General features: G+C 71.5%; 18 protein-coding genes. 9 read left to right on the top strand and 9 right to left on the bottom strand.

All coding sequences use genetic code 11. The annotated features are described in order from the left end of the window. Positions 1-63: 63 nt before the first annotated feature. The gene (locus AB0877_RS08850; RefSeq protein ID WP_366608017.1) at positions 64-255 is read left to right on the top strand and encodes a DUF2795 domain-containing protein; all 192 of its coding nucleotides are present in this window, start codon (positions 64-66) and stop codon (positions 253-255) included. Between the two features lie 146 nt (positions 256-401). On the opposite strand, the gene AB0877_RS08845 is transcribed toward AB0877_RS08850, so the two are convergent. After that, on the bottom strand, positions 402-1,304 hold the full coding sequence (locus tag AB0877_RS08845; RefSeq protein WP_366608016.1) for a Gfo/Idh/MocA family oxidoreductase: 903 nt from the start codon (positions 1,302-1,304) through the stop codon (positions 402-404). A 276-nt stretch (positions 1,305-1,580) separates the two neighbouring features. On the opposite strand from AB0877_RS08845, the gene AB0877_RS08840 reads away from it, so the two are divergent. The 3 genes from AB0877_RS08840 to AB0877_RS08830 all read left to right on the top strand — a co-directional run bounded on the left by AB0877_RS08840 (position 1,581) and on the right by AB0877_RS08830 (position 2,847). Then, entirely contained in the window at positions 1,581-1,907 is a 327-nt protein-coding gene (locus AB0877_RS08840) for a cupin domain-containing protein (RefSeq protein WP_366608015.1), read from the top strand. A 138-nt stretch (positions 1,908-2,045) separates the two neighbouring features. Beyond that, positions 2,046-2,438: a hypothetical protein gene (locus tag AB0877_RS08835; RefSeq protein WP_366608014.1), complete on the top strand. Its 393-nt coding sequence runs from the start codon at positions 2,046-2,048 to the stop codon at positions 2,436-2,438. Further along, a complete protein-coding gene (locus tag AB0877_RS08830; protein ID WP_366608013.1) occupies positions 2,431-2,847 on the top strand; it encodes a hypothetical protein in 417 nt (138 codons plus the stop codon). Before AB0877_RS08835 ends, AB0877_RS08830 begins: the two co-directional genes overlap by 8 nt. Before the next feature lie 54 nt (positions 2,848-2,901). Here AB0877_RS08830 and fabG read toward each other — a convergent pair whose 3' ends face one another. Next, positions 2,902-3,660: a 3-oxoacyl-ACP reductase FabG gene (fabG, locus tag AB0877_RS08825; RefSeq protein WP_366608012.1), complete on the bottom strand. Its 759-nt coding sequence runs from the start codon at positions 3,658-3,660 to the stop codon at positions 2,902-2,904. Between the two features lie 42 nt (positions 3,661-3,702). After that, the gene (locus AB0877_RS08820) at positions 3,703-5,355 is read right to left on the bottom strand and encodes an alpha-amylase family protein (protein ID WP_366608137.1); all 1,653 of its coding nucleotides are present in this window, start codon (positions 5,353-5,355) and stop codon (positions 3,703-3,705) included. A gap of 80 nt (positions 5,356-5,435) precedes the next feature. Between AB0877_RS08820 and AB0877_RS08815 the strand changes: the two genes are divergently transcribed. Together AB0877_RS08815 and AB0877_RS08810 are read left to right on the top strand one after the other, a co-directional pair. After that, on the top strand, positions 5,436-6,050 hold the full coding sequence (locus AB0877_RS08815; protein WP_366608011.1) for a DUF1349 domain-containing protein: 615 nt from the start codon (positions 5,436-5,438) through the stop codon (positions 6,048-6,050). Positions 6,051-6,107: 57 nt separating this feature from the next. Next, positions 6,108-6,779: a DedA family protein gene (locus tag AB0877_RS08810; RefSeq protein ID WP_366608010.1), complete on the top strand. Its 672-nt coding sequence runs from the start codon at positions 6,108-6,110 to the stop codon at positions 6,777-6,779. Positions 6,780-6,830: 51 nt separating this feature from the next. Here AB0877_RS08810 and AB0877_RS08805 read toward each other — a convergent pair whose 3' ends face one another. From AB0877_RS08805 to AB0877_RS08790, 4 genes are all read right to left on the bottom strand, one after another. Beyond that, the gene (locus tag AB0877_RS08805; RefSeq protein WP_366608008.1) at positions 6,831-8,216 is read right to left on the bottom strand and encodes a cellulose binding domain-containing protein; all 1,386 of its coding nucleotides are present in this window, start codon (positions 8,214-8,216) and stop codon (positions 6,831-6,833) included. Between the two features lie 147 nt (positions 8,217-8,363). Further along, entirely contained in the window at positions 8,364-9,773 is a 1,410-nt protein-coding gene (locus AB0877_RS08800) for a carbohydrate-binding protein (protein ID WP_366608006.1), read from the bottom strand. A 72-nt stretch (positions 9,774-9,845) separates the two neighbouring features. Beyond that, positions 9,846-10,601, bottom strand: a complete 756-nt coding sequence (yidC, locus tag AB0877_RS08795; protein ID WP_366608004.1) for a membrane protein insertase YidC — start codon at positions 10,599-10,601, stop codon at positions 9,846-9,848. A gap of 103 nt (positions 10,602-10,704) precedes the next feature. After that, complete coding sequence (locus AB0877_RS08790; RefSeq protein WP_366608002.1) at positions 10,705-11,001, bottom strand: DUF6412 domain-containing protein; 297 nt, start codon at positions 10,999-11,001, stop codon at positions 10,705-10,707. Between the two features lie 160 nt (positions 11,002-11,161). On the opposite strand from AB0877_RS08790, the gene AB0877_RS08785 reads away from it, so the two are divergent. The 3 genes from AB0877_RS08785 (at position 11,162) to AB0877_RS08775 (ending at position 14,742) form a co-directional block, all read left to right on the top strand. After that, positions 11,162-12,298, top strand: a complete 1,137-nt coding sequence (locus AB0877_RS08785; protein WP_366608000.1) for a glutamate--cysteine ligase — start codon at positions 11,162-11,164, stop codon at positions 12,296-12,298. 23 nt (positions 12,299-12,321) lie between these two features. Next, entirely contained in the window at positions 12,322-13,701 is a 1,380-nt protein-coding gene (locus AB0877_RS08780; protein WP_366607998.1) for an FAD-dependent oxidoreductase, read from the top strand. A gap of 72 nt (positions 13,702-13,773) precedes the next feature. Next, complete coding sequence (locus AB0877_RS08775) at positions 13,774-14,742, top strand: LacI family DNA-binding transcriptional regulator (RefSeq protein ID WP_366608136.1); 969 nt, start codon at positions 13,774-13,776, stop codon at positions 14,740-14,742. 147 nt (positions 14,743-14,889) lie between these two features. Here the strand turns inward: AB0877_RS08775 and AB0877_RS08770 are convergent, their stop codons facing one another. Both AB0877_RS08770 and AB0877_RS08765 read right to left on the bottom strand, forming a co-directional pair. Continuing rightward, positions 14,890-15,843: a carbohydrate kinase gene (locus AB0877_RS08770; RefSeq protein ID WP_366607996.1), complete on the bottom strand. Its 954-nt coding sequence runs from the start codon at positions 15,841-15,843 to the stop codon at positions 14,890-14,892. Then, positions 15,840-17,105 (bottom strand): AGE family epimerase/isomerase, encoded by a 1,266-nt coding sequence (locus AB0877_RS08765; protein WP_366607994.1) that lies wholly within the window; start codon positions 17,103-17,105, stop codon positions 15,840-15,842. Before AB0877_RS08765 ends, AB0877_RS08770 begins: the two co-directional genes overlap by 4 nt. Between the last annotated feature and the right edge of the window lie 83 nt (positions 17,106-17,188).

The raw sequence follows: 17,188 nt of genomic DNA, 5'->3' as shown, positions 1-17,188 counted from the left end.
CCGGGCCGTCGTGGGCTCCAACCCACCCGGTGTACGACCACCGCGAGCGGGTAGCCGGCCGACATGACCGTCACCGGGGTTCAGTTGCAGGAGTACCTGGCCGGGCTCGACTACCCGGTCTCCCGGGAGGACCTGATCCGCTGGGGTCAGGAGAACGGGGCCAGCACGGAAATGTTGCAGATGCTCCAGGCCCTACCACCCGAGCAGTTCAACAACCCGGACGAACTGAACGCCGCCCTCTCCACCCCCACCTAAACCCACCCCCCGCCCTTCGCCGCCCCGCCCCGCCCCGCCCCGGTGATCATGAGGTTATTGCCACCCGCCACGGCGTGTCGCGCCGCTAACTTCATGATCACCGGGGCGACGGGGGGTGGGGTGGGGGTTGGGGTTGGGGTTGGGGTTTAGGGGAGGGGGATGGTGCGGGATTCGGTTCGGGCGGTTTCGGCGGCGGCGATGATGGCGACGACCTCGCGGCCGAAACGGACGTCGCAGCGGTGGTCCCGGGTCCCCGCCCGCACCTGCTCGACGAGTTGGTCGATGGCGACGCCGAACGCGGTGGCGGCGTCGTTCTCACCGACCGGAACGTTCTCGATGCCGTTCTCGCCGTAGAACACGAACTCCCGGGCCATCGACTCGGTCGGGGCGTCCAGGGAGAGCGAGGCGCTGCTCGTGGCGCCGCCCTCGTGGGTGAGCAGCAGATGCACCATCCCGCTCGGGCCGTCCATCGCGGCCACCTGCCTCACCCGACCCAGCACCGGCAGGAGGATCGAGAGCGCGTGCGGGGCGATGTCCCACAGCGCCCCGTGCTCCCGACGCCACAACGAGCCGCCGTACGGGCTGCCGTCCTGGAAGATCGAGGCGAACGCGGTGGTCCGGCCGTGCTGCCAGCCCCCGGCGGCGGCGGTGGCCGCGAGGAACGCTGTCACGTTCGGCTGGAACCGCTGGGTGAAGAAGACGACCGAGGCGACCCCGGACTCCTCGGCGGCGGCCACGACCCGGTCGGCGTCGGCCACGCTGAGCGCCAGCGGCTTGTCCAGCAGCAGGTGCCGACCGGCGCGGGCCGCCCGGACCGCGATGTCGGCCTGGATGTCCGGCGGCAGGGCGACGGCGATCGCCTCGCACTGCTCGATGAGCGCGTCGACGTCGGCGTAGGCGGGCACCCCGTACCGCTCGGCCAGCGCGGAGGCCCGCTCCGGGTTGCGACCCCACACACCGACCAGCTCCGCGTCGGGATGGGCGTGCAGCGCCTTCCCGTGCGTCTCGATCGCCCAGTGACCGGTGCCGAACAAGCCGAACCGCAGCACGTGTACCTCCGCTGTTTCCCCGCACCGCGACAACGCCACGGACGTGATCCACGCTAGTCGCCCCGGCGGCCGAATCGGCGGCGGGTTCGACCAATCGAAGCAGCTCACCTTGCATTTCCGGGTCGGTGGCCGAGCTACCCGACCGATTGTCGGTGAGCAGCGGTCCGCCGCGCCGCTGCGGGCAGCGTCAGGTCCGATCGCCGCCAGACAGACCAGGTACGGCGGGGCAGTCTCGACGACATGCGGAGCTCGGATTCAGCGATCACCAGCGGTGTCGTGACGTTTGACCACTGGTACGACTTCACCGAGGGCGGCCCGGTGCACCGCGCGCTGCTGCCGTTCCCCGTGACGGCGCCCGCCCCGTTCGAGGTCGCGCGCTGGTCGGTGGCCGCGAACACCTCCAACGACCTGGATGTCCATCGCTCCCGTGAGGTGTGGATCATCGTGTCCGGGGTCGGAACTTTGACGTACGCCGACCAGGCGCGCGTCCTGCGGGCGGGCGACGTCGCGGCGTTCGACAGCGGGGTGCCGCATCAGATTCGCAACGACGGACCGGACCCACTCCTCGCCGTCTCCGTCTACTGGCTGCAAGCCGGCGACTGACGCCAACCCGAGGAGCATGGGCACCGGGGGCCGCGGGCCCTCGACGGGCGCGCGTCACACGCGCAGAGGCAGGGCAGCCCTGTACTACGACGGTTAGTAGGCTGTGCCGGTGACCGAGGCAACGACCGGGTGGTGCCGGTGACCAGCGCGGGCGTCGATTCGCCGGTGGACGGGATCGTCGCGGCAGTGCCGATCGTGCTGTCGCTGCTCGTGGCGGTGTGGGCGCTGGTGGCCGCGATACGCCACCGGCCGCCGGACCGGGTGCAGTTCGTCGGTCTGGCCGTACTCGAAGTGGCGTTGCTGGTGTTGAGCGTGCTGGCCCTCGTCGCGGTCGGCGGCGGGGATCGGCCCGGCGAGCCCGGCGCCTTCTTCGGCTATCTGGTCACGCTGGTGTGTCTGCCGCCACTGGCCTGGGTGCTGGCCCGGATGGAACCGACCCGCTGGGGCTCGGCGATCGTGTGCGCGGTCTGCCTGGTGGCCCCGGTGGTGGTGGTCCGGTTGCAGCAGACCTGGGAGGTGCTCGGTGGTTGAGACAGGATCGGCTCGGCAGCGCACGAACTCCGGTCCGGGTCGGCTGCTGATCGCCGTCTACCTGCTCTTCGCGATCGCGGCGACGAGTCGGGCGGGCCTGCAGATCGCCACCAAGTTCGACGAGGCGCCGGTGGCGTACCTGCTCTCCGGGCTGGCCGCGCTCATCTACATCGTGGCGGCGGTGGGTCTGGCCCGCGCCGGGCACGCCGGCCGTCGGGTCGCGCTGGCGTGCTGCTCGGTGGAGCTGGTCGGGGTGGTCGCGGTCGGCGTCCTGAGCCTGGTCGACAAGGATCTCTTCCCGGACGAGACGGTCTGGTCGCAGTTCGGCAGCGGGTACGGCTACATCCCGCTGGTGCTGCCGGTGCTCGGCCTGATCTGGCTCTGGCGCACCCGCCGCGCACCCGCCTGACCCGCGGACGAGGGCGCCGGCCACGTGCCGGAGCGCCCTCGTCGGGGGTACGGGTCAGTCCCGTGGGCCGCCCGCGACGTAGATGACCTGACCCGACACGAAGCCGGCGCCCTCGCTCGCCAGGAACGAGATGGTGTGCGCGACGTCCTCCGGGCGGCCTGGGCGGCGGACCGGGATCTCGGCGGCGGCGTGCTTCTGGAAGTCGTCGAAGTCGACCTTCATCCGAGCGGCGGTGGCCGCTGTCATGTCGGTGACGATGAAGCCGGGTGCGACGGCGTTCACCGTCACCCCGAACGGACCCAGCTCGATGGCGAGCGTCTTGGTGAAGCCCTGGAGACCGGCCTTGGCCGCGGCGTAGTTCGCCTGGCCCCGGTTGCCCAGCGCGGAGGTGCTGGAGAGGTTGACGATCCGCCCCCACTTCCGGTCCACCATGTGCTTCTGGGCGGCCTGGCTGAACAGGAACGCGCCGCGCAGGTGCACCCCCATCACCGTGTCCCAGTCGGCACTGGTCATCTTGAACAGCAGGTTGTCGCGGAGCACGCCGGCGTTGTTGACCAGCACCGTGGGCGCGCCCAGCTCGGCGGCGACGCGACTGACCGCCGCCTCGACCTGGTCGCGGTCGGACACGTCGGCGCCCACTCCGAGCGCCCGGCCACCGGCCCCGGCGATGGCGTCCACCGTCTCCTTGGTGGCCGCCTCCTCGATGTCGACCACGGCGACGGCCATCCCGTCAGCGGCCAACCGCCGGGCGGTGGCCGCGCCGATACCGCGCGCGGCTCCGGTGACGATGGCGACGCGGGGCTCCTCCGACATGACTACCTCCGGGTAACTTGGGGTGATCGGAGGAGCTTAGCGTCAGAACCCCCGACCCCGGCATAGGCGAATCCACCGGTATCCGTGGCCGGAGACCCTGACCGCGCCGAGCTTGCCCAGCTCTCCGTAGCCACGGTCGGCCAGCACGTCGATCGGCAGGTCGGCCTCCGGCTCAAGGCTGCTGAGGTCAACCTCGACATCCTCGGTGCCAAGGTTGTGCACGAAGACCATCGTGCCGGTCGGCCCGTCGGCCCGGTGCGCGAGCACTCCGGCCGGCATCGCCACGTCGATGTGGGTGGTCGAGCCGGAGCCGATCTCCGGGGCCTCGCGCAGCGTACGGATCATGCGCTCGAACCAGGCGAGCAGCGACTTCGAGTCGCCGCGCTGGGCGGTGACGTTGACGTTCTGGTAGCCGAACTCACCCTTGTCGATCACCGGACGGACCAGCTTCTCCGGGTCCGCGGTCGAGAAGCCGGCGTTCGGCTGGTACGACCACTGCATCGGGGTACGGATCGCCTCACGGCCGGGCAGCGACAGGTCCTCGCCCATCCCGATCTCCTCGCCGTAGCGCAGCACCGGCGTGCCGCGCATGGAGAACTGCAGGGCGTACGCCAGCTCGAGGTGCCGCCGGTCGTTGCCGAGCATCGGGGCGAGCCGGCGACGGATGCCCCGGTCGTAGATGCGCATGTTCTCGTCCGGGCCGAACTTCGCGTACACCTGGTTGCGTTGTTCGGTGGTCAGCCGGGACAGGTCGATCTCGTCGTGGTTACGCAGGAAGGTGGCCCACTGCCCGCCGACCGGGAGCTTCGGGGTGTCGCGCAGCGCCTCGATCAGCGACTCCGGGTCCTCGCGGGCCAGGGCGAGCATGAGCCGCCCGTTGAGCATGAAGTCGAACAGCATGTGGATCCGGTTGCCGGAACCGCTGGCGTCACCGAAGAACGTCGGCAGCTGGTCCGGCTCGACGTTCGCCTCGGCCAGCAGGACGGCGTCGCCGCGACGCCACTGGACGTGCTGGCGCATCTCGGTGAGGAACTCGAAGTCCTTCGGGGAGTTCGGGTTGCCCGGCTCGGTCAGCTCGATGATGAACGGCACCGCGTCCATCCGGAAGCCGGAGACGCCGAGCTGGAGCCAGAACGACATGATCTTCTTGACTTCGGCCCGGACCTGGGGGTTGGCGAAGTTGAGGTCCGGCTGGAACTTGTAGAACCGGTGGTAGAACCACGCCTTGGCGGTCCGGTCGTAGCTCCAGGTCTCGTCCTGCTCGCCCGGGAAGACCATGCCCTGGTGCCGGTCGGCCGGCTCGGTGTCGGACCAGACGTACCAGTCCCGGTAGGGCGAGTCGGGCGAGGAGCGGGCGGACTGGAACCACGGGTGCTCGTCGGAGGTGTGGTTGACCACCAGGTCGATGATCACGCGGATGCCCCGGTTCTGCGCCTGGTGCAGCAGCTCGGCGAAGTCGCCGAGGGTGCCGAAGCGCGGGTCCACGTTGTAGAAGTCGGTGGCGTCGTAGCCGTCGTCGCGGTTGGGTGACGGGTGGATCGGGTGCAGCCACAGGCAGGTGACGCCGAGGCGGGCCAGGTAGTCCAGCCTTCCGATCAGGCCACGGATGTCACCGACCCCGTCGCCGTCGGAGTCGGCGAACGTGTCGATGTCGAGGCAGTAGACGACGGCTTCGGAATACCAACGGTCACCCATGCCGAAGAAATCTCTCCAGTTGATCACCGTGGCAAACCAGCCGGACCGACCGGCGACCGCCGTGGGTTACCGTGCCCGTCATGGAGAACGACCTCGTACCGCCGAGCGAGTTGTTGGACTGGTCCCGGGGTAGCTGGCTGCACCCGCCGGTCCGCGTCGAGCAGGGCCCGGCCGGCGAACTGGTGGTCGAGCCGGCGGCGGAGAGCGACTTCTGGCGGCGGACCAGCTACGGCTTCGTGCACGACAACGGCCCGGCCCTGCTGGCGCCGCTGCCGGTGGGCGCTGCCATGGAGGTGAGCTTCCGGCTCGATTTCTCGGCGCAGTTCGACCAGGCCGGCGCGTTCGTCCGCGTCGACGAACACACCTGGACCAAGGCGGGTGTCGAGGTGAGCGACGGCGAGGCGCAGCTCGGCGCTGTGGTGACCCGGGAGTTCTCGGACTGGTCGGTGGGGCCGGTGCCGGACTGGGCGGGCCGGGAGGTGACCGTCCGGGTCAGCCGGGCCGGGGACGCGCTGACCGTCCGCGCCCGGGTCGACGACGAGCCGTGGCGACTGGTCCGGCTCGCTCCGCTGGACCCGGCGGCCGAGGCCGTCGCCGGCCCGTTCTGCTGTTCTCCGTCCCGCGCCGGCCTGACAGTGGTGTTCACTGGTTGGCGGCAGGGGCCGGCGGACACCGCGCTGCACCCGGAGGTGTAGGTCGGGCCCCGGTGGGTATGACCCTCCGATCCCCGACCGCCGACCGGAAGGACGACAATGGCGTACGCCCAGGCTGGCGACCCGTCCGAGTTCACCGGGTTGACCGGCTGGGTGGCCTCGGTGATCGAGGCGATGGGCCCGGTCGGAGTGGCGCTGCTGGTGGCGCTGGAGAGCATCATTCCGCCGATTCCCAGTGAGATCGTGCTGGCGCTCGCCGGTTTCCTGGCGCACGAGGGCGAGTTCAACGTCCTCGTCGTGGTGCTGGCCGCGACGGTCGGCTCGCTCGTGGGCGCGCTGGTGCTCTACTGGCTGGGCGCGGCGCTGGGCGAGAAGCGGCTCAAGCGCTGGTTGGACCACATTCCCCTGGTGGACAGCGACGATCTGGAGAAGGCCGACAAGTGGTTCGAGCGGCACGGCCGGTGGGCGGTGCTGATCGGCCGGGTGGTGCCGGTGGTCCGCAGCCTGGTCTCCGTGCCGGCCGGGGCCAACCGGATGCCGCTGGGTGAGTTCATCCTGCTCACCACCATCGGCAGTGGGGTGTGGAACGGGTTGATCGTGGGGGCCGGTTACGCGCTGGGGAGCCGCTGGCAGGACGTCGAGCGCTACAGCGACTGGTTCAACTACGCCATCGCCGCGGTCTTCGTCGTGATGGTGGTCAGTTGGGTGGTCCGTAAGGTCCGCAAGCGCCGGGGTCGCGACGACCGGCGGTCGGTGACCGCCGGTCGCTGATCCGCGTCACCGCCTGCCGCCGGCGTCCTGACCGGACGCCGGCGACCGCGGTCAGGGCAGGGTGTCCAGGTGCGGTCCCACCGTGTTGGCGAAGCCGTTGCCGTTGCTGACGTCCCAGTTCACCGACCAGGTCATCGCGCCCCGGATGCCCGGGTAGGTGCGCGGCGGGCGGAAGCTGCCGCAGTTGGTGCCCCGGGCCAGGCAGTCCAGGGCGGCGTTGACCACGCTGGGCGCGACGATGCCGCCACCGGCCGCCCCAGCTCCGGCGGGCAGGCCGAGGCCAACCTGGTCGGGACGGAGCCCGGCCTCCAACTGGATGCAGGCCAACGCGACGATGAAGTTCACGGTGCCCTGGCCGTACGCGGCGTTCTGGTCGCAGCCGAGCATCGCGCCGGAGTTGTAGTACTGGGTGTTGACGACGGTGAGGATGTCCTTGATGTCGAGCGCCAGCTTGAAGTAGCCGCCGGCCGGGTTCTGCATGTCGATGGTCTGCGGCGCCATCGCGATGATCAGGCCCGATCCGATCTTGGCTCGCAGCGCGCGCAGCGCCTGCGCCGTGTACGTCGGGTTGAGTCCGTTCTCCAGGTCGATGTCGATCCCGTCGAAGCCGTACCTGGCGATCAGCGCGGCGGCCGTGTCGGCGAACGCGGTGGCCGAGGCGGCGTTGTTCACGGTGACCCGGCCGGTCTCGCCGCCGACGGAGAGGATCACCCGCTTGCCCCGGCTGTGCAGGGTGCGGACGTCGGCGGTGAAGTCCGCGTCGGTGTAGCCGCCGAGCGAGGCGGCCAGTCCGGGGTCGACGCCGAAGGTGAGCGCGCCGGGCGTCGAGGTGGCCTCGGCGAAGGCCACCGCCACCAGGTCGTACTCGGTGGGGACGTCGCGCAGCCGCAGTTCGACCGCCGGGTTGTCGAAGTTGTGCCAGTACCCGGTGAGCAGGTGCTTGGGCAACCCACCGGTGGGCGGCTCGGTCGGCGGTGGGGTGGTCGGCGGGGGCGTCGTCGGGGGCGGCGTGGTGGGTGGTGGCGTGGTGGGTGGGGTGCCGCCGCCGCAGGACGCGCCGTTGAGCTGGCAGCCGCTGGGCGAACCGGAGCCGCTGGCCAGGAAGCCGAAGGAGACCGACGCCCCCGGGGCGACGGTGCCGTTCCAGGACCTGTTGGTAAAGGTGTGCCGCTGGCCGGTGGAGCTGAGCAACGCGTCCCAGTAGCTGCCGAGGGTGGTGCCGGACGGCAGGTCGAAGGTCAGGTTCCAGCCGTTGATGGTCGAGCTGCCGCCGTTGGTGATCGTGTACTTCCCCTCCCAGCCCGAGCCCCAGTCGGCGGTCTTGACGAAGCTGGCGGTGGCACCGGCGGCGTACGCGGGCAGTGCCACCCAGGCCGCGCCGAGGGTGGCCGCGAGGGCGGTGACGAGGGACAGGACAAGGGATCTGGAGCGTTTCATGCGACCCTCCGGGCCCGGACGGGCATTTATGGACGTCAACGTTGCCGCTAATTATTAAGACAGTTAACTGTTTCTGTCCAGGGGTCGACGCGGAAGGATCGGGCCGCCCGTCGCGTGATCGCGCGGCGGGCGGCCCGAGGGGGTCGATCAGCGACGGAAGGTGAACCAGTTGACGTTGACGAAGTCGTTCGGCTGACCACTGGTGAAGGTCAGGTACACGGAGTGCCGGCCGGTCACCGCTCCCACGTTGCCGGGCACCGAACGCCAGCTCTGCCACCCACCGGTGTTGCCGATCGCGAAGCTGCCGATCGGCGTCGCGGTCGGGCTGCCCACCCGCACCTCGACGAGGCCACTCGCACCACCAGCCGCGCCGGAGGCGACCCGGGCCACGAAGTCGCGGGGCGAGGCGGAGCCGAAGTCGACATTGTCGTAGCGCACCCAGTCACCGTTGCGCAGCGCGGCGATGTTCTGCCCGCCCTCCGAGCACGCCTCGACGAGCACGCCGTTCTGCCCGTTGAACGACTCGGCCTGGATCTGGGCGTACGCGTCCCTCGTGCCACTGGGCGGCGGCGTGGTGGGCGGCGGGGTGGTGCCATTGCCGCGCTGGTACACCGCCACGTAGTCGACGAGCATCGGTCGACCGGGAACGGTGGCCGCGGTCGGCGTGCCACTGCCGGCCACGCCGTTCGGGAAGGCCCCGCCCATCGCGACGTTGAGCAGCAGGAAGTAGCCCTGGTGCGAGGTCATCTGCGACCAGGCGGTCGCGCCGACCTGGCTGGACGTGACGGTGTGGTAGAGCTGCCCGTCGACGTACCAGCGCAGTTGCTGTGGGCTGATCGAGGCGTCCCACTCGAACCGGTACGTGTGGAACGCGGACTGGCAGCTCGAACCCGGACAGGCCCGGGACGCGCCGAGGCCGTTGGACTCGTTGCACGGCCCGCCCGGCGCGACACCGCAGTGCAGCACGCCCCAGACCGAGTTGACGCCGTTGACGTTCTCCATCACGTCGAACTCACCGATGCCCGGCCAGTTCTGGTAGTTGCCCCGGTAGGGCGCGCCGAGGGCCCAGAACGCCGGCCAGTATCCGGCGGCCGCGGCGCCGGTGACGTTCGGCATCTGGATTCGGCCCTCGATGGCGAGCACGCCGCCGGACGGTGCCTTGAAGTTGCTGCGCACGGTCTCGATGCGGGCGGAGGTCCAGCCGCCGCCGCTGTCGCGCAGCGGTGTGATCCGCAGGTTGCCACCACCGTCGTGGCTGACGTTGGCGGTGCTGGCGGTGTAGTTCTGGATCTCGCCGGTGCCCCAGTTGCCCGGACCACCGGGATAGCTGTGACCCGTGTCGATGATCCAGTTGGCGGATGACGGCAGGCTTCCGGCGGCGCCGGTGAAGTCGTCGCTCCAGACCGTGCTCCAGCCGGTCGGCGGTGGCGGCACGGCCGCCTGGGCGGTGACGGTGACGCCCGCCAGGACGGTGGTGGTGGCGACGAGCAGGACGGAGGCCAGCCGCAGCCGGCGTCGGACGAGTGGGGCGGCGGGGGCCGCCGACGGAGGTGTCATGGACGTGCCTCTCTGCGGAGACGGGTTGAGAGAGCGCTCTCTCAGGGTTGTACGCCTCCGCCATGACATTTGTCAACGTCGATCTACTTCCTCGTTCGCCGACACCGCCTGCGGCCGCCGGAGCACCGCCTGCTCAGCCGCCGACCACACGCTCGTGGTGACCAGGTAGATCACCGCGGCGAGCGGCAGCACCAGCGCCACCAGCACGGTCGTGAACGGCAGCAGGGCCAGCAGCCGCCCGAGCACGGCCGCCCCCGGTCCCTCGGTCGGCGTACCGGCCACCGTGCCGACCGCCGCCGACGCCCGACGGGCCCGCCGGGACGACCACCAGGCCACCGCCACCAACACCGCCAGCAACACGGCGAAGAGCGGACCGGCCGCTCCGGTCAGCCCGTCGGTGAGATGGTGACCCAGGGGCACCCCGGCGAGACGCTCCTCCAGCAGCCCGGTGCCACCCTCGCTGGTGGTGAACAGCCGGTACAGGACCAGCAGGAACGGCGCCTGGAGGAGCAACGGCAGGCAGCCGGCGATCGGGTTCGCCCCAGCCTCCCGGTACAACGCGAACACCTCGCGCTGAAGCGTGGCCGGGTCGTCGGCGTACCGCCGCTGGAGATCACGCACCTGCGGGGCGAGGGCCGCGCGGCGTCGCTCGCCGCGGACCTGCACCACGGTGAGTGGCGAGATCAGCAGGCGGATGGCAACGGTGAAGAGCACGATGGCGACGGCGGTCGCCATGCCGCCGGCCAGCGGTTCGAGCAGATCGGTGAGCCAGGACAGCGCGGTGCCGGCAGCGGCGACAGCGTCGTGCAGTGGTGCGAAGGCAAGCATGGGAAACCCCTCGGTCCGATTCCGGTGAGGCCCTCCCCTCCGGCGGCGTCCGCTCAGCAAGGGGGGCCGGTGACGGCGGGATCGGCCGCGCGGCGGCGGGGCGCTACGCGGCCGAGGGGTGCCCGGGAGCGCGGGGACGGGGTCGACCGGCCGCATCCGGGTCGATCTGGCGGGGCGTTCGGCGACCACGGGAACGGGCCCGCAGGCCAGCCCAACGGGGTCCGACGCCGGGTGCGCCCGAACGGTCGCGTGCCCGTGCCGCCAGCATCATCACGGCGAGCAGCACCAACGCGGTCAGCGCGGCGCCCGCGAGCAGGTCGACCGGCCGACCCGCGAGCAGTGTGAGCTGGGCGAACGCGTACACCCACGCGAACCCGAGGAATCCCAGCGGCACCGGCACAGGCTCAGCATAGGACGCCGTGTCACGTCGTCCGGCCGGATCGCCGGCGCGTGGGCCAAGAGGTTCCGCCGCCACGTTTCCCGGCATCGCCACGTTGGGTAACCAAACGACGGACCGACGCGGACGGACCGCGAACGGTAGGAACGGACGGGTGATGTCGATGACCGGTCAGGTGGCGGAGGCGCTCAGCGACAGGGCTGCGGCCACCGGGTTGCTCACCGTGGGTGTCGAGGAGGAGTTCCTGCTCGTCGACCCGCACACCGGCGCTGCGGTTCCGGCCGTGGACCTCGTCATGGAGCAGGTGCCGGCCGAACTTCGCGGGCAGGTGGAGCGGGAGTTCCAGACCAGTCAGATCGAGATCGGCAGCCCGCCCGGCCTGGAGCTCTCGTCGATCCGGCACTCCCTCGGCGTCCTGCGTAAGGCGCTCTCCGACGCCGCCGAGCGGGCCGGCGTACGCCTGCTCGCCATCGGCACCGGCCCGGTCGACGGCCCGGTGCCACCGGTGGTCGACAAGCCACGCTTCGACCGGATGATCGAGCGGTTCCGGCTGCTCGTCCCCGGCCCCGGCAACAACGGCATGCACGTCCACGTCGGGGTGCCCGACCCGGACACCGGCGTGCAGGTCCTCAACCACGTACGGCCGTGGCTGCCGATGCTGCACGCGGTGACCACCAACTCGCCGTTCTCCCGGGGCGAGGACACCGGCTACGCCAGTTGGCGCTCCGTCGAGTGGGAGCGCTGGCCGTCGGTGGCGCCGACCCCGTTCCTGGAGTCGCACGAGCACTACCAGCGGCTGATCCGCCAGTTGATCTCCAGTGGGGTGATGCTCGACGAGGGGATGCTCTACTGGTACGCCCGCCTGTCGGCGAAGTACCCGACCGTCGAGCTGCGGATCGGCGACGTCTGCCCGTCGGTGGACGACGCGGTGCTGGTCGCCGCGCTGGTCCGGGCGCTCGTCGCCACCGCCATGGCGGACGTCGAGGCCGGCCGGCCGGCGTTGCAGACCGACCACCACCTGCTGGTCGGGGCGCACTGGCGGGCCGCCCATGACGGCCTGGAAGGCGAGGCCGTCGACGTCACGAACGGCGAGCTGCGCCCGGCCTGGGAGCTGTTGGACCGGTTCGTGGAGCGGATGCGGCCGGCGCTGGAGCAGCACGGCGACTGGGCCGAGGTGAACGACCTGTTGGGCGGCTTGCGCCGGCACGGCAGCGGCGCGGCGCGGCAGCGTGCGGTGTTCGAGCGCACCGGCCGACTCACCGACGTGGTGCAGGACGTCGCACGGCAGACCCGCGGCTGATCACCGCGTGACAAGATGAGCCCGTGGCGCAACGGCTGATCGTCATCGGCGGGGACGCCGCCGGAATGTCGGCGGCGTCCCAGGCCCGACGCCGCCGTGGCCGTGGCGACCTGGAGATCGTGGTCTTCGAGCGGGGCAACTTCACCTCCTACTCGGCGTGCGGCATCCCGTACTGGATCAGTGGCCTGGTGCCCGGCCCGGAGGCGTTGATCGCCCGCGACCCGGAGACGTTCCGCACCGAGTACGCGATGGACGTCCGGATGCGCCACGAGGTCACGGCCATCGACCTGGAACGCCGCGAGGTCGTGGCCCGGGACCTGACCGGCGGCGGCGAGGTCCGCGAACGCTTCGACGACCTGGTGTACGCCACCGGGGCGGTGCCGGTGAAGCCGCAGTGGGCGGTCACCGACGCGGACGGCGTGTTCGGCATGCAGACCCTCGACGACGGTGCGGCACTGCGGCACTGGCTGGACGCCGAGCCGCAGCCGCGCCGGGCCGTGGTGGTCGGCGGCGGGTACATCGGCGTCGAGATCGCCGAGGCGCTGATCCAACGCGGCCTCACGGTGACCCTGGTGGAAGCGGGCGAGCAGCCCATGGCGACCGTCGACGCCGAGATGGCCGAACTGGTCACCGAGGCCATGCGCGGCCTCGGCGTCACCATCCGCACCAGCCTGCCCGTGGTTGACCTGGAACAGCGGAACGGCCGGGTCTGCGCGGTGGTCACCGCCGAGGGGCCGATCCCGACCGACGTCGTGGTCCTGGGTCTCGGCGTACGCCCCAACACGGCGCTCGCCAAGGCCGCTGGGCTGCCCCTCGGCCCGACCGGCGCGATCCGGGTGGACCGCCGGATGCGGGTGCCCGAGCACCCCGGCGTCTGGGCGGCCGGTGACTGCGTGGAGACCCTGCACCGGGTCAGCGGGTTGCCGGTGCACGTGCCGCTCGGCACGCACGCCAACAAGCAGGGCCGGGTCGCCGGGATCAACATCGGCGGTGGGTACGCCACCTTCACCGGCGTGATCGGCACGGCCGTCACGAAGGTCTGCGACCTGGAGGTGGGCCGGACCGGCCTACGCGAACGGGAGGCCACCGCCGCCGGCTTCGAGTTCGTCTCGGTGATCGCCGAGTCGACCAACCGGGCCGGCTACTACCCGGGCGCACGGCCGATGACGGTCAAGCTGATCGCCGAGCGCCCCAGCGGTCGGCTGCTCGGCGCGCAGATCGTCGGCTGGTCCGAGGCGGCCAAACGGATCGACACGCTGGCCGTGGCGCTGTGGAACGGCATGACGGTGGACGATATGACGCAGCTGGACCTGGGCTACGCTCCGCCGTACGCGCCGGTCTGGGATCCGGTGCTCATCGCTGCCCGAAAAGCGGTCGACGCGCTCGCCGCCCTCGACCGCTGACCCGCGCCCGCCGTGGAGGACCATCCCGTGACCCAGACCCCGACCCGGCCGACCGTGCGTCGGCGTCCCACGATGGTCGATGTGGCCCGTCGGGCCGACGTCAGCCTGAAGACGGTCTCCCGGGTCGTGAACGACGAGCCGGTGGGGCAGGAACTGGTCGGCCGGGTGCTGGCCGCCATCGCCGAGCTGGGCTTCCGACGCAACGACATCGCCCGTAACCTGCGCTCCCGGCAGCTCAACGCCACCGTCGGGCTGTTGATCGAGGAGATCGCCAACCCGTTCTACGCGACCATCGCCAGCGTCGCCGCCGACATCGCCGCCGCCCACGGCACCATGCTGATCACCGCATCGTCGGAGGAGGACCCGGAGCGGGAACGCGCCCTGCTCCAGGACTTCACCCAACGCCGCGTCGACGGTCTGCTGGTGGTGCCGGCGGGCCTGGACCACTCGTTCCTGCGCCGCGAGGTCGAGCTGGGCATGCCCGTCGTGTTCCTGGACCGGCCGCCGAAGGGGCTGCACGCCGACGCCGTGCTGTTGGACAACCGGGGTGGCAGCCACGCCGGGGTGAGCGCCCTGCTCGACGAGGGGCACCGACGGGTGGGGCTGCTGCTCGGCGCGCCCAGCGTGCCCACCATGCGGGAGCGGCTGGCCGGAGCACGGTCGGCGCTGGACGCCGCCGGGGTCGAGCCGGACGAGTCGCTGATCCGCGAGCGGCTCATCGCCCCGGAGGAGGCCGGCCGAGCCGTCGCCGCGCTGCTCGACCTCCCGGAGCCGCCCACCGCGTTCTTCTGCGCCAACAACCGGCTCACCGTCGGCGCGCTCCAGGAGCTGCACCGGCGGGGCAGTGACGCCGCGCTGGTCGGTTTCGACGACTTCGAGCTGGCCCACCTGATGCCCCGGCCGCTGACCGTCGTCGCCTACGACACGAGAGAGCTGGCCAAGGTGGCCACCGAACGCCTCTTCCAGCGAATCGCCGGAGACGACACCCCACCCGACACGACGGTCCTCCCCACCAGACTCCTCAAACGAGGCCTGACCTAACCCCTGCCCTGCCCTGCCCTGCCCTGCCCTGCCCTGCCCTGCCCTGCCCTGCCCTGCCCCCGCGATCTTGCACTTACTGTTGGCCAATTGTGCGGATCGCGTCTTTTGCCGGGACAGAAAGTGCAAGATCGCGGGGAAGGTGGGCGGTCAGGGCGCGGGGGTGAGGAGGGCTTCGACCTCTGCTTTTGTGGGGGGGTTGGCGCCTCGGCGGGCGCAGGTCAGGGCGGCCACCGTTGCGGCCTGCCGGAGCACCGCATCCCACTGCTGTGGAGTCACCGCGGCGAGCCGGTCGGCGGGGCGGTCGCCGAGCGCGTCGAGGTCGGCCAGCGCGGCCAGCAGGCCACCGGTGAACGAGTCGCCGGCGCCGACGGTGTCGACCACCGTCGTGTGGACCGCCGGCTCCTCGTGCAGCGAGCCGTCGGGCGCGAGCAGCCAGGCGCCGTCCCCGCCCCGGGTCACCACGGCGCAGGACACACCGGCGGTACGCCACTCGGTCATCACGTCGGCCACCGAACGGTCCGGGTAGAGCCAGGCCAGGTCCTCGTCGCTGGCCTTGACCAGGTGCGCGACGCGAACCTGCCGGCGTACCCGCTCCTGTTCCGCCGCCCGGTCGGTGACGATGCTCGGCCGCAGGTTGAGGTCGATGGAGACGGTGAGCCCGTCCCGCTGGTGTTCTCGGGCGAGCAGACCCTCCAGCGCCTGCGCGCCGGGTGCCAATGCGAGCGCGAGGGACCCGCTGTGCAGCGCGATCGCCGGTGACCCCGCCAGCTCGGGCAACTCCTGCGGCGTCCACTGCCAGTCGGCCGCGCCGGCCAGCCGGAACTCGTAGCTGGCCTGCCCGGCGGCGTCCAGAGTGGCCACCGCCACCGATGTGGGCTCCGCGGCGCGTACCGCCCACCCCAGGTCCACCCGATTGGCGCTCAGGTGCTCGACGAGTTGCCGACCGTAGTCGTCGTCGGCGAGTCGGGCCAGCAGTCGTACCGGCTGGTCGAGCCGGGCCAGCGTGACGGCGACGTTCGCCGGCGAACCACCCGGGACGGCGCGCTGCCCCTCGGCGGTGACGACCAGGTCGATCAGCGCCTCACCCGCGACGACGATCATGCCGCCACCTCCCCCGGCGCGAGCGGGCCGGGGCCGCCGAGCCCGTCGGCCGCTCGGGACAGCAGTACCGCCTGGTAGGCGTGGTAGACGTCCGGCCGGCCGTGCCAGACGGTGTCGGCGGGCAGGTTCTGTGCGTCCAACTCGTGCCGCCATCCGGTCTGGTCGATGAGGCTGCGGCGGGCGTACGCCCAGAAGACCCGGTACCAGTCGAGGTAGACCGCGTCACCGGTACGGCGACCCAGGGTGATCGCCGCGCCGATGGCCTCGGCGAGGACCCAGTGCATCCGGGAGCGCACGACCGGCTGGTCGTCCCAGTCGATGGTGTAGACGAAGCCGTCCGCGCCGTCGACCGCCCAGCCGCGTCGCACGGCGGCGGCGAACAGGGCACGGGCGTCGGCCAGTAGCCAGCGGGGTGGCTGCGGCAGCACGGCCTCCAACTCCAGCAGCAGCCGGGCCCACTCCAGCCAGTGCCCGATCGTGGAGCCGTACGGCCGGAACGGGTCGGCGGGCTGGTCCCGGTTGTAGTCGGGCAGCGGCGTCCAGTCGCTGGTGAAGTGCTCGGGCAGCCGCCAGTCGTGTCGGGCCGCTTCACCGTGCACGAGGTGGGTGGCGATCCGCAGGGCCCGGTCGGCCCACCTCGCGTCACCGGTTGCGGCGGCAGCGGCGAGGAACGCCTCGACCATGTGCATGCTGCTGTTGGCGCCCCGGTAGTCCTCGGTGACCGTCCAGTCCCGGTTCCACGATTCGCGGACAGCGCCGGCGTCGTCGTCCCAGAACCGGTCCCGTACGACGGCCAGCACGTCGGCGAGCAGCCGGTCCGCGCCGGGGCGTCCGGCGCGCGCGGCGCTGGAGGCGGCGAGCAGCACGAACGCGTGGTCGTAGCCGGCCTTGCGATCGTTGACGGGCACTCCCTGCTGGTCCACCGCGCCGAACCAGCCGCCGTACCGGTCGTCACGCAGCAGCGTGTTGAGCGCGGCGATCCCGTGATCGACCAGGGCGGCGGCGTCCGGGTCACCGTTTCGGTGGGCGAGGGCAGCCACGTGGGTCATCCGGCAGGTGATCCAGGTGTGGACGGGTTCTCCGCGATCCGGGGTGCGGTCGTCGGTGAGCCACCAGAAGCCGCCCTCCGGCCGGACCGAGCGGCGGGCGGTGTCGAGCAGCGTCCGGGTCTGGTCGGCGAGGAACTCGTCCAGCTCGGGCAGGTCTGGTGACCCCGCCGGGGCGGGGGTCGTTGCGGCGTCGGATCGGGGCAGGTCGGTCATCTCAGCTGGTCACCGTGGGGTAGGAAAGGGACATACGGCCAGGATCGGCGAACGGACCGGGTCCGCGCCGCAAAACCGCCAAC

The sequence above is a fragment of the Micromonospora sp. NPDC047644 genome, from assembly GCF_040704315.1.
Taxonomy (GTDB): Bacteria; Actinomycetota; Actinomycetes; order Mycobacteriales; family Micromonosporaceae; genus Micromonospora.
This window is presented reverse-complemented; position numbering and strand designations above follow the sequence as displayed.

Coding starts and splice junctions, on each gene's coding strand:
- AB0877_RS08850 (WP_366608017.1), top strand. CDS start 64: ATGACCGTCACCGGGGTTCAGTTGCAGGAGTACCTGGCCGGGCTCGAC.
- AB0877_RS08820 (WP_366608137.1), bottom strand. CDS start 5,355: ATGGGTGACCGTTGGTATTCCGAAGCCGTCGTCTACTGCCTCGACATC.
- AB0877_RS08770 (WP_366607996.1), bottom strand. CDS start 15,843: ATGATCGTCGTCGCGGGTGAGGCGCTGATCGACCTGGTCGTCACCGCC.
- AB0877_RS08800 (WP_366608006.1), bottom strand. CDS start 9,773: ATGACACCTCCGTCGGCGGCCCCCGCCGCCCCACTCGTCCGACGCCGG.
- AB0877_RS08810 (WP_366608010.1), top strand. CDS start 6,108: ATGGCGTACGCCCAGGCTGGCGACCCGTCCGAGTTCACCGGGTTGACC.
- AB0877_RS08775 (WP_366608136.1), top strand. CDS start 13,774: ATGGTCGATGTGGCCCGTCGGGCCGACGTCAGCCTGAAGACGGTCTCC.
- yidC (WP_366608004.1), bottom strand. CDS start 10,601: ATGCTTGCCTTCGCACCACTGCACGACGCTGTCGCCGCTGCCGGCACC.
- AB0877_RS08805 (WP_366608008.1), bottom strand. CDS start 8,216: ATGAAACGCTCCAGATCCCTTGTCCTGTCCCTCGTCACCGCCCTCGCG.
- AB0877_RS08785 (WP_366608000.1), top strand. CDS start 11,162: ATGACCGGTCAGGTGGCGGAGGCGCTCAGCGACAGGGCTGCGGCCACC.
- AB0877_RS08815 (WP_366608011.1), top strand. CDS start 5,436: ATGGAGAACGACCTCGTACCGCCGAGCGAGTTGTTGGACTGGTCCCGG.
- fabG (WP_366608012.1), bottom strand. CDS start 3,660: ATGTCGGAGGAGCCCCGCGTCGCCATCGTCACCGGAGCCGCGCGCGGT.
- AB0877_RS08765 (WP_366607994.1), bottom strand. CDS start 17,105: ATGACCGACCTGCCCCGATCCGACGCCGCAACGACCCCCGCCCCGGCG.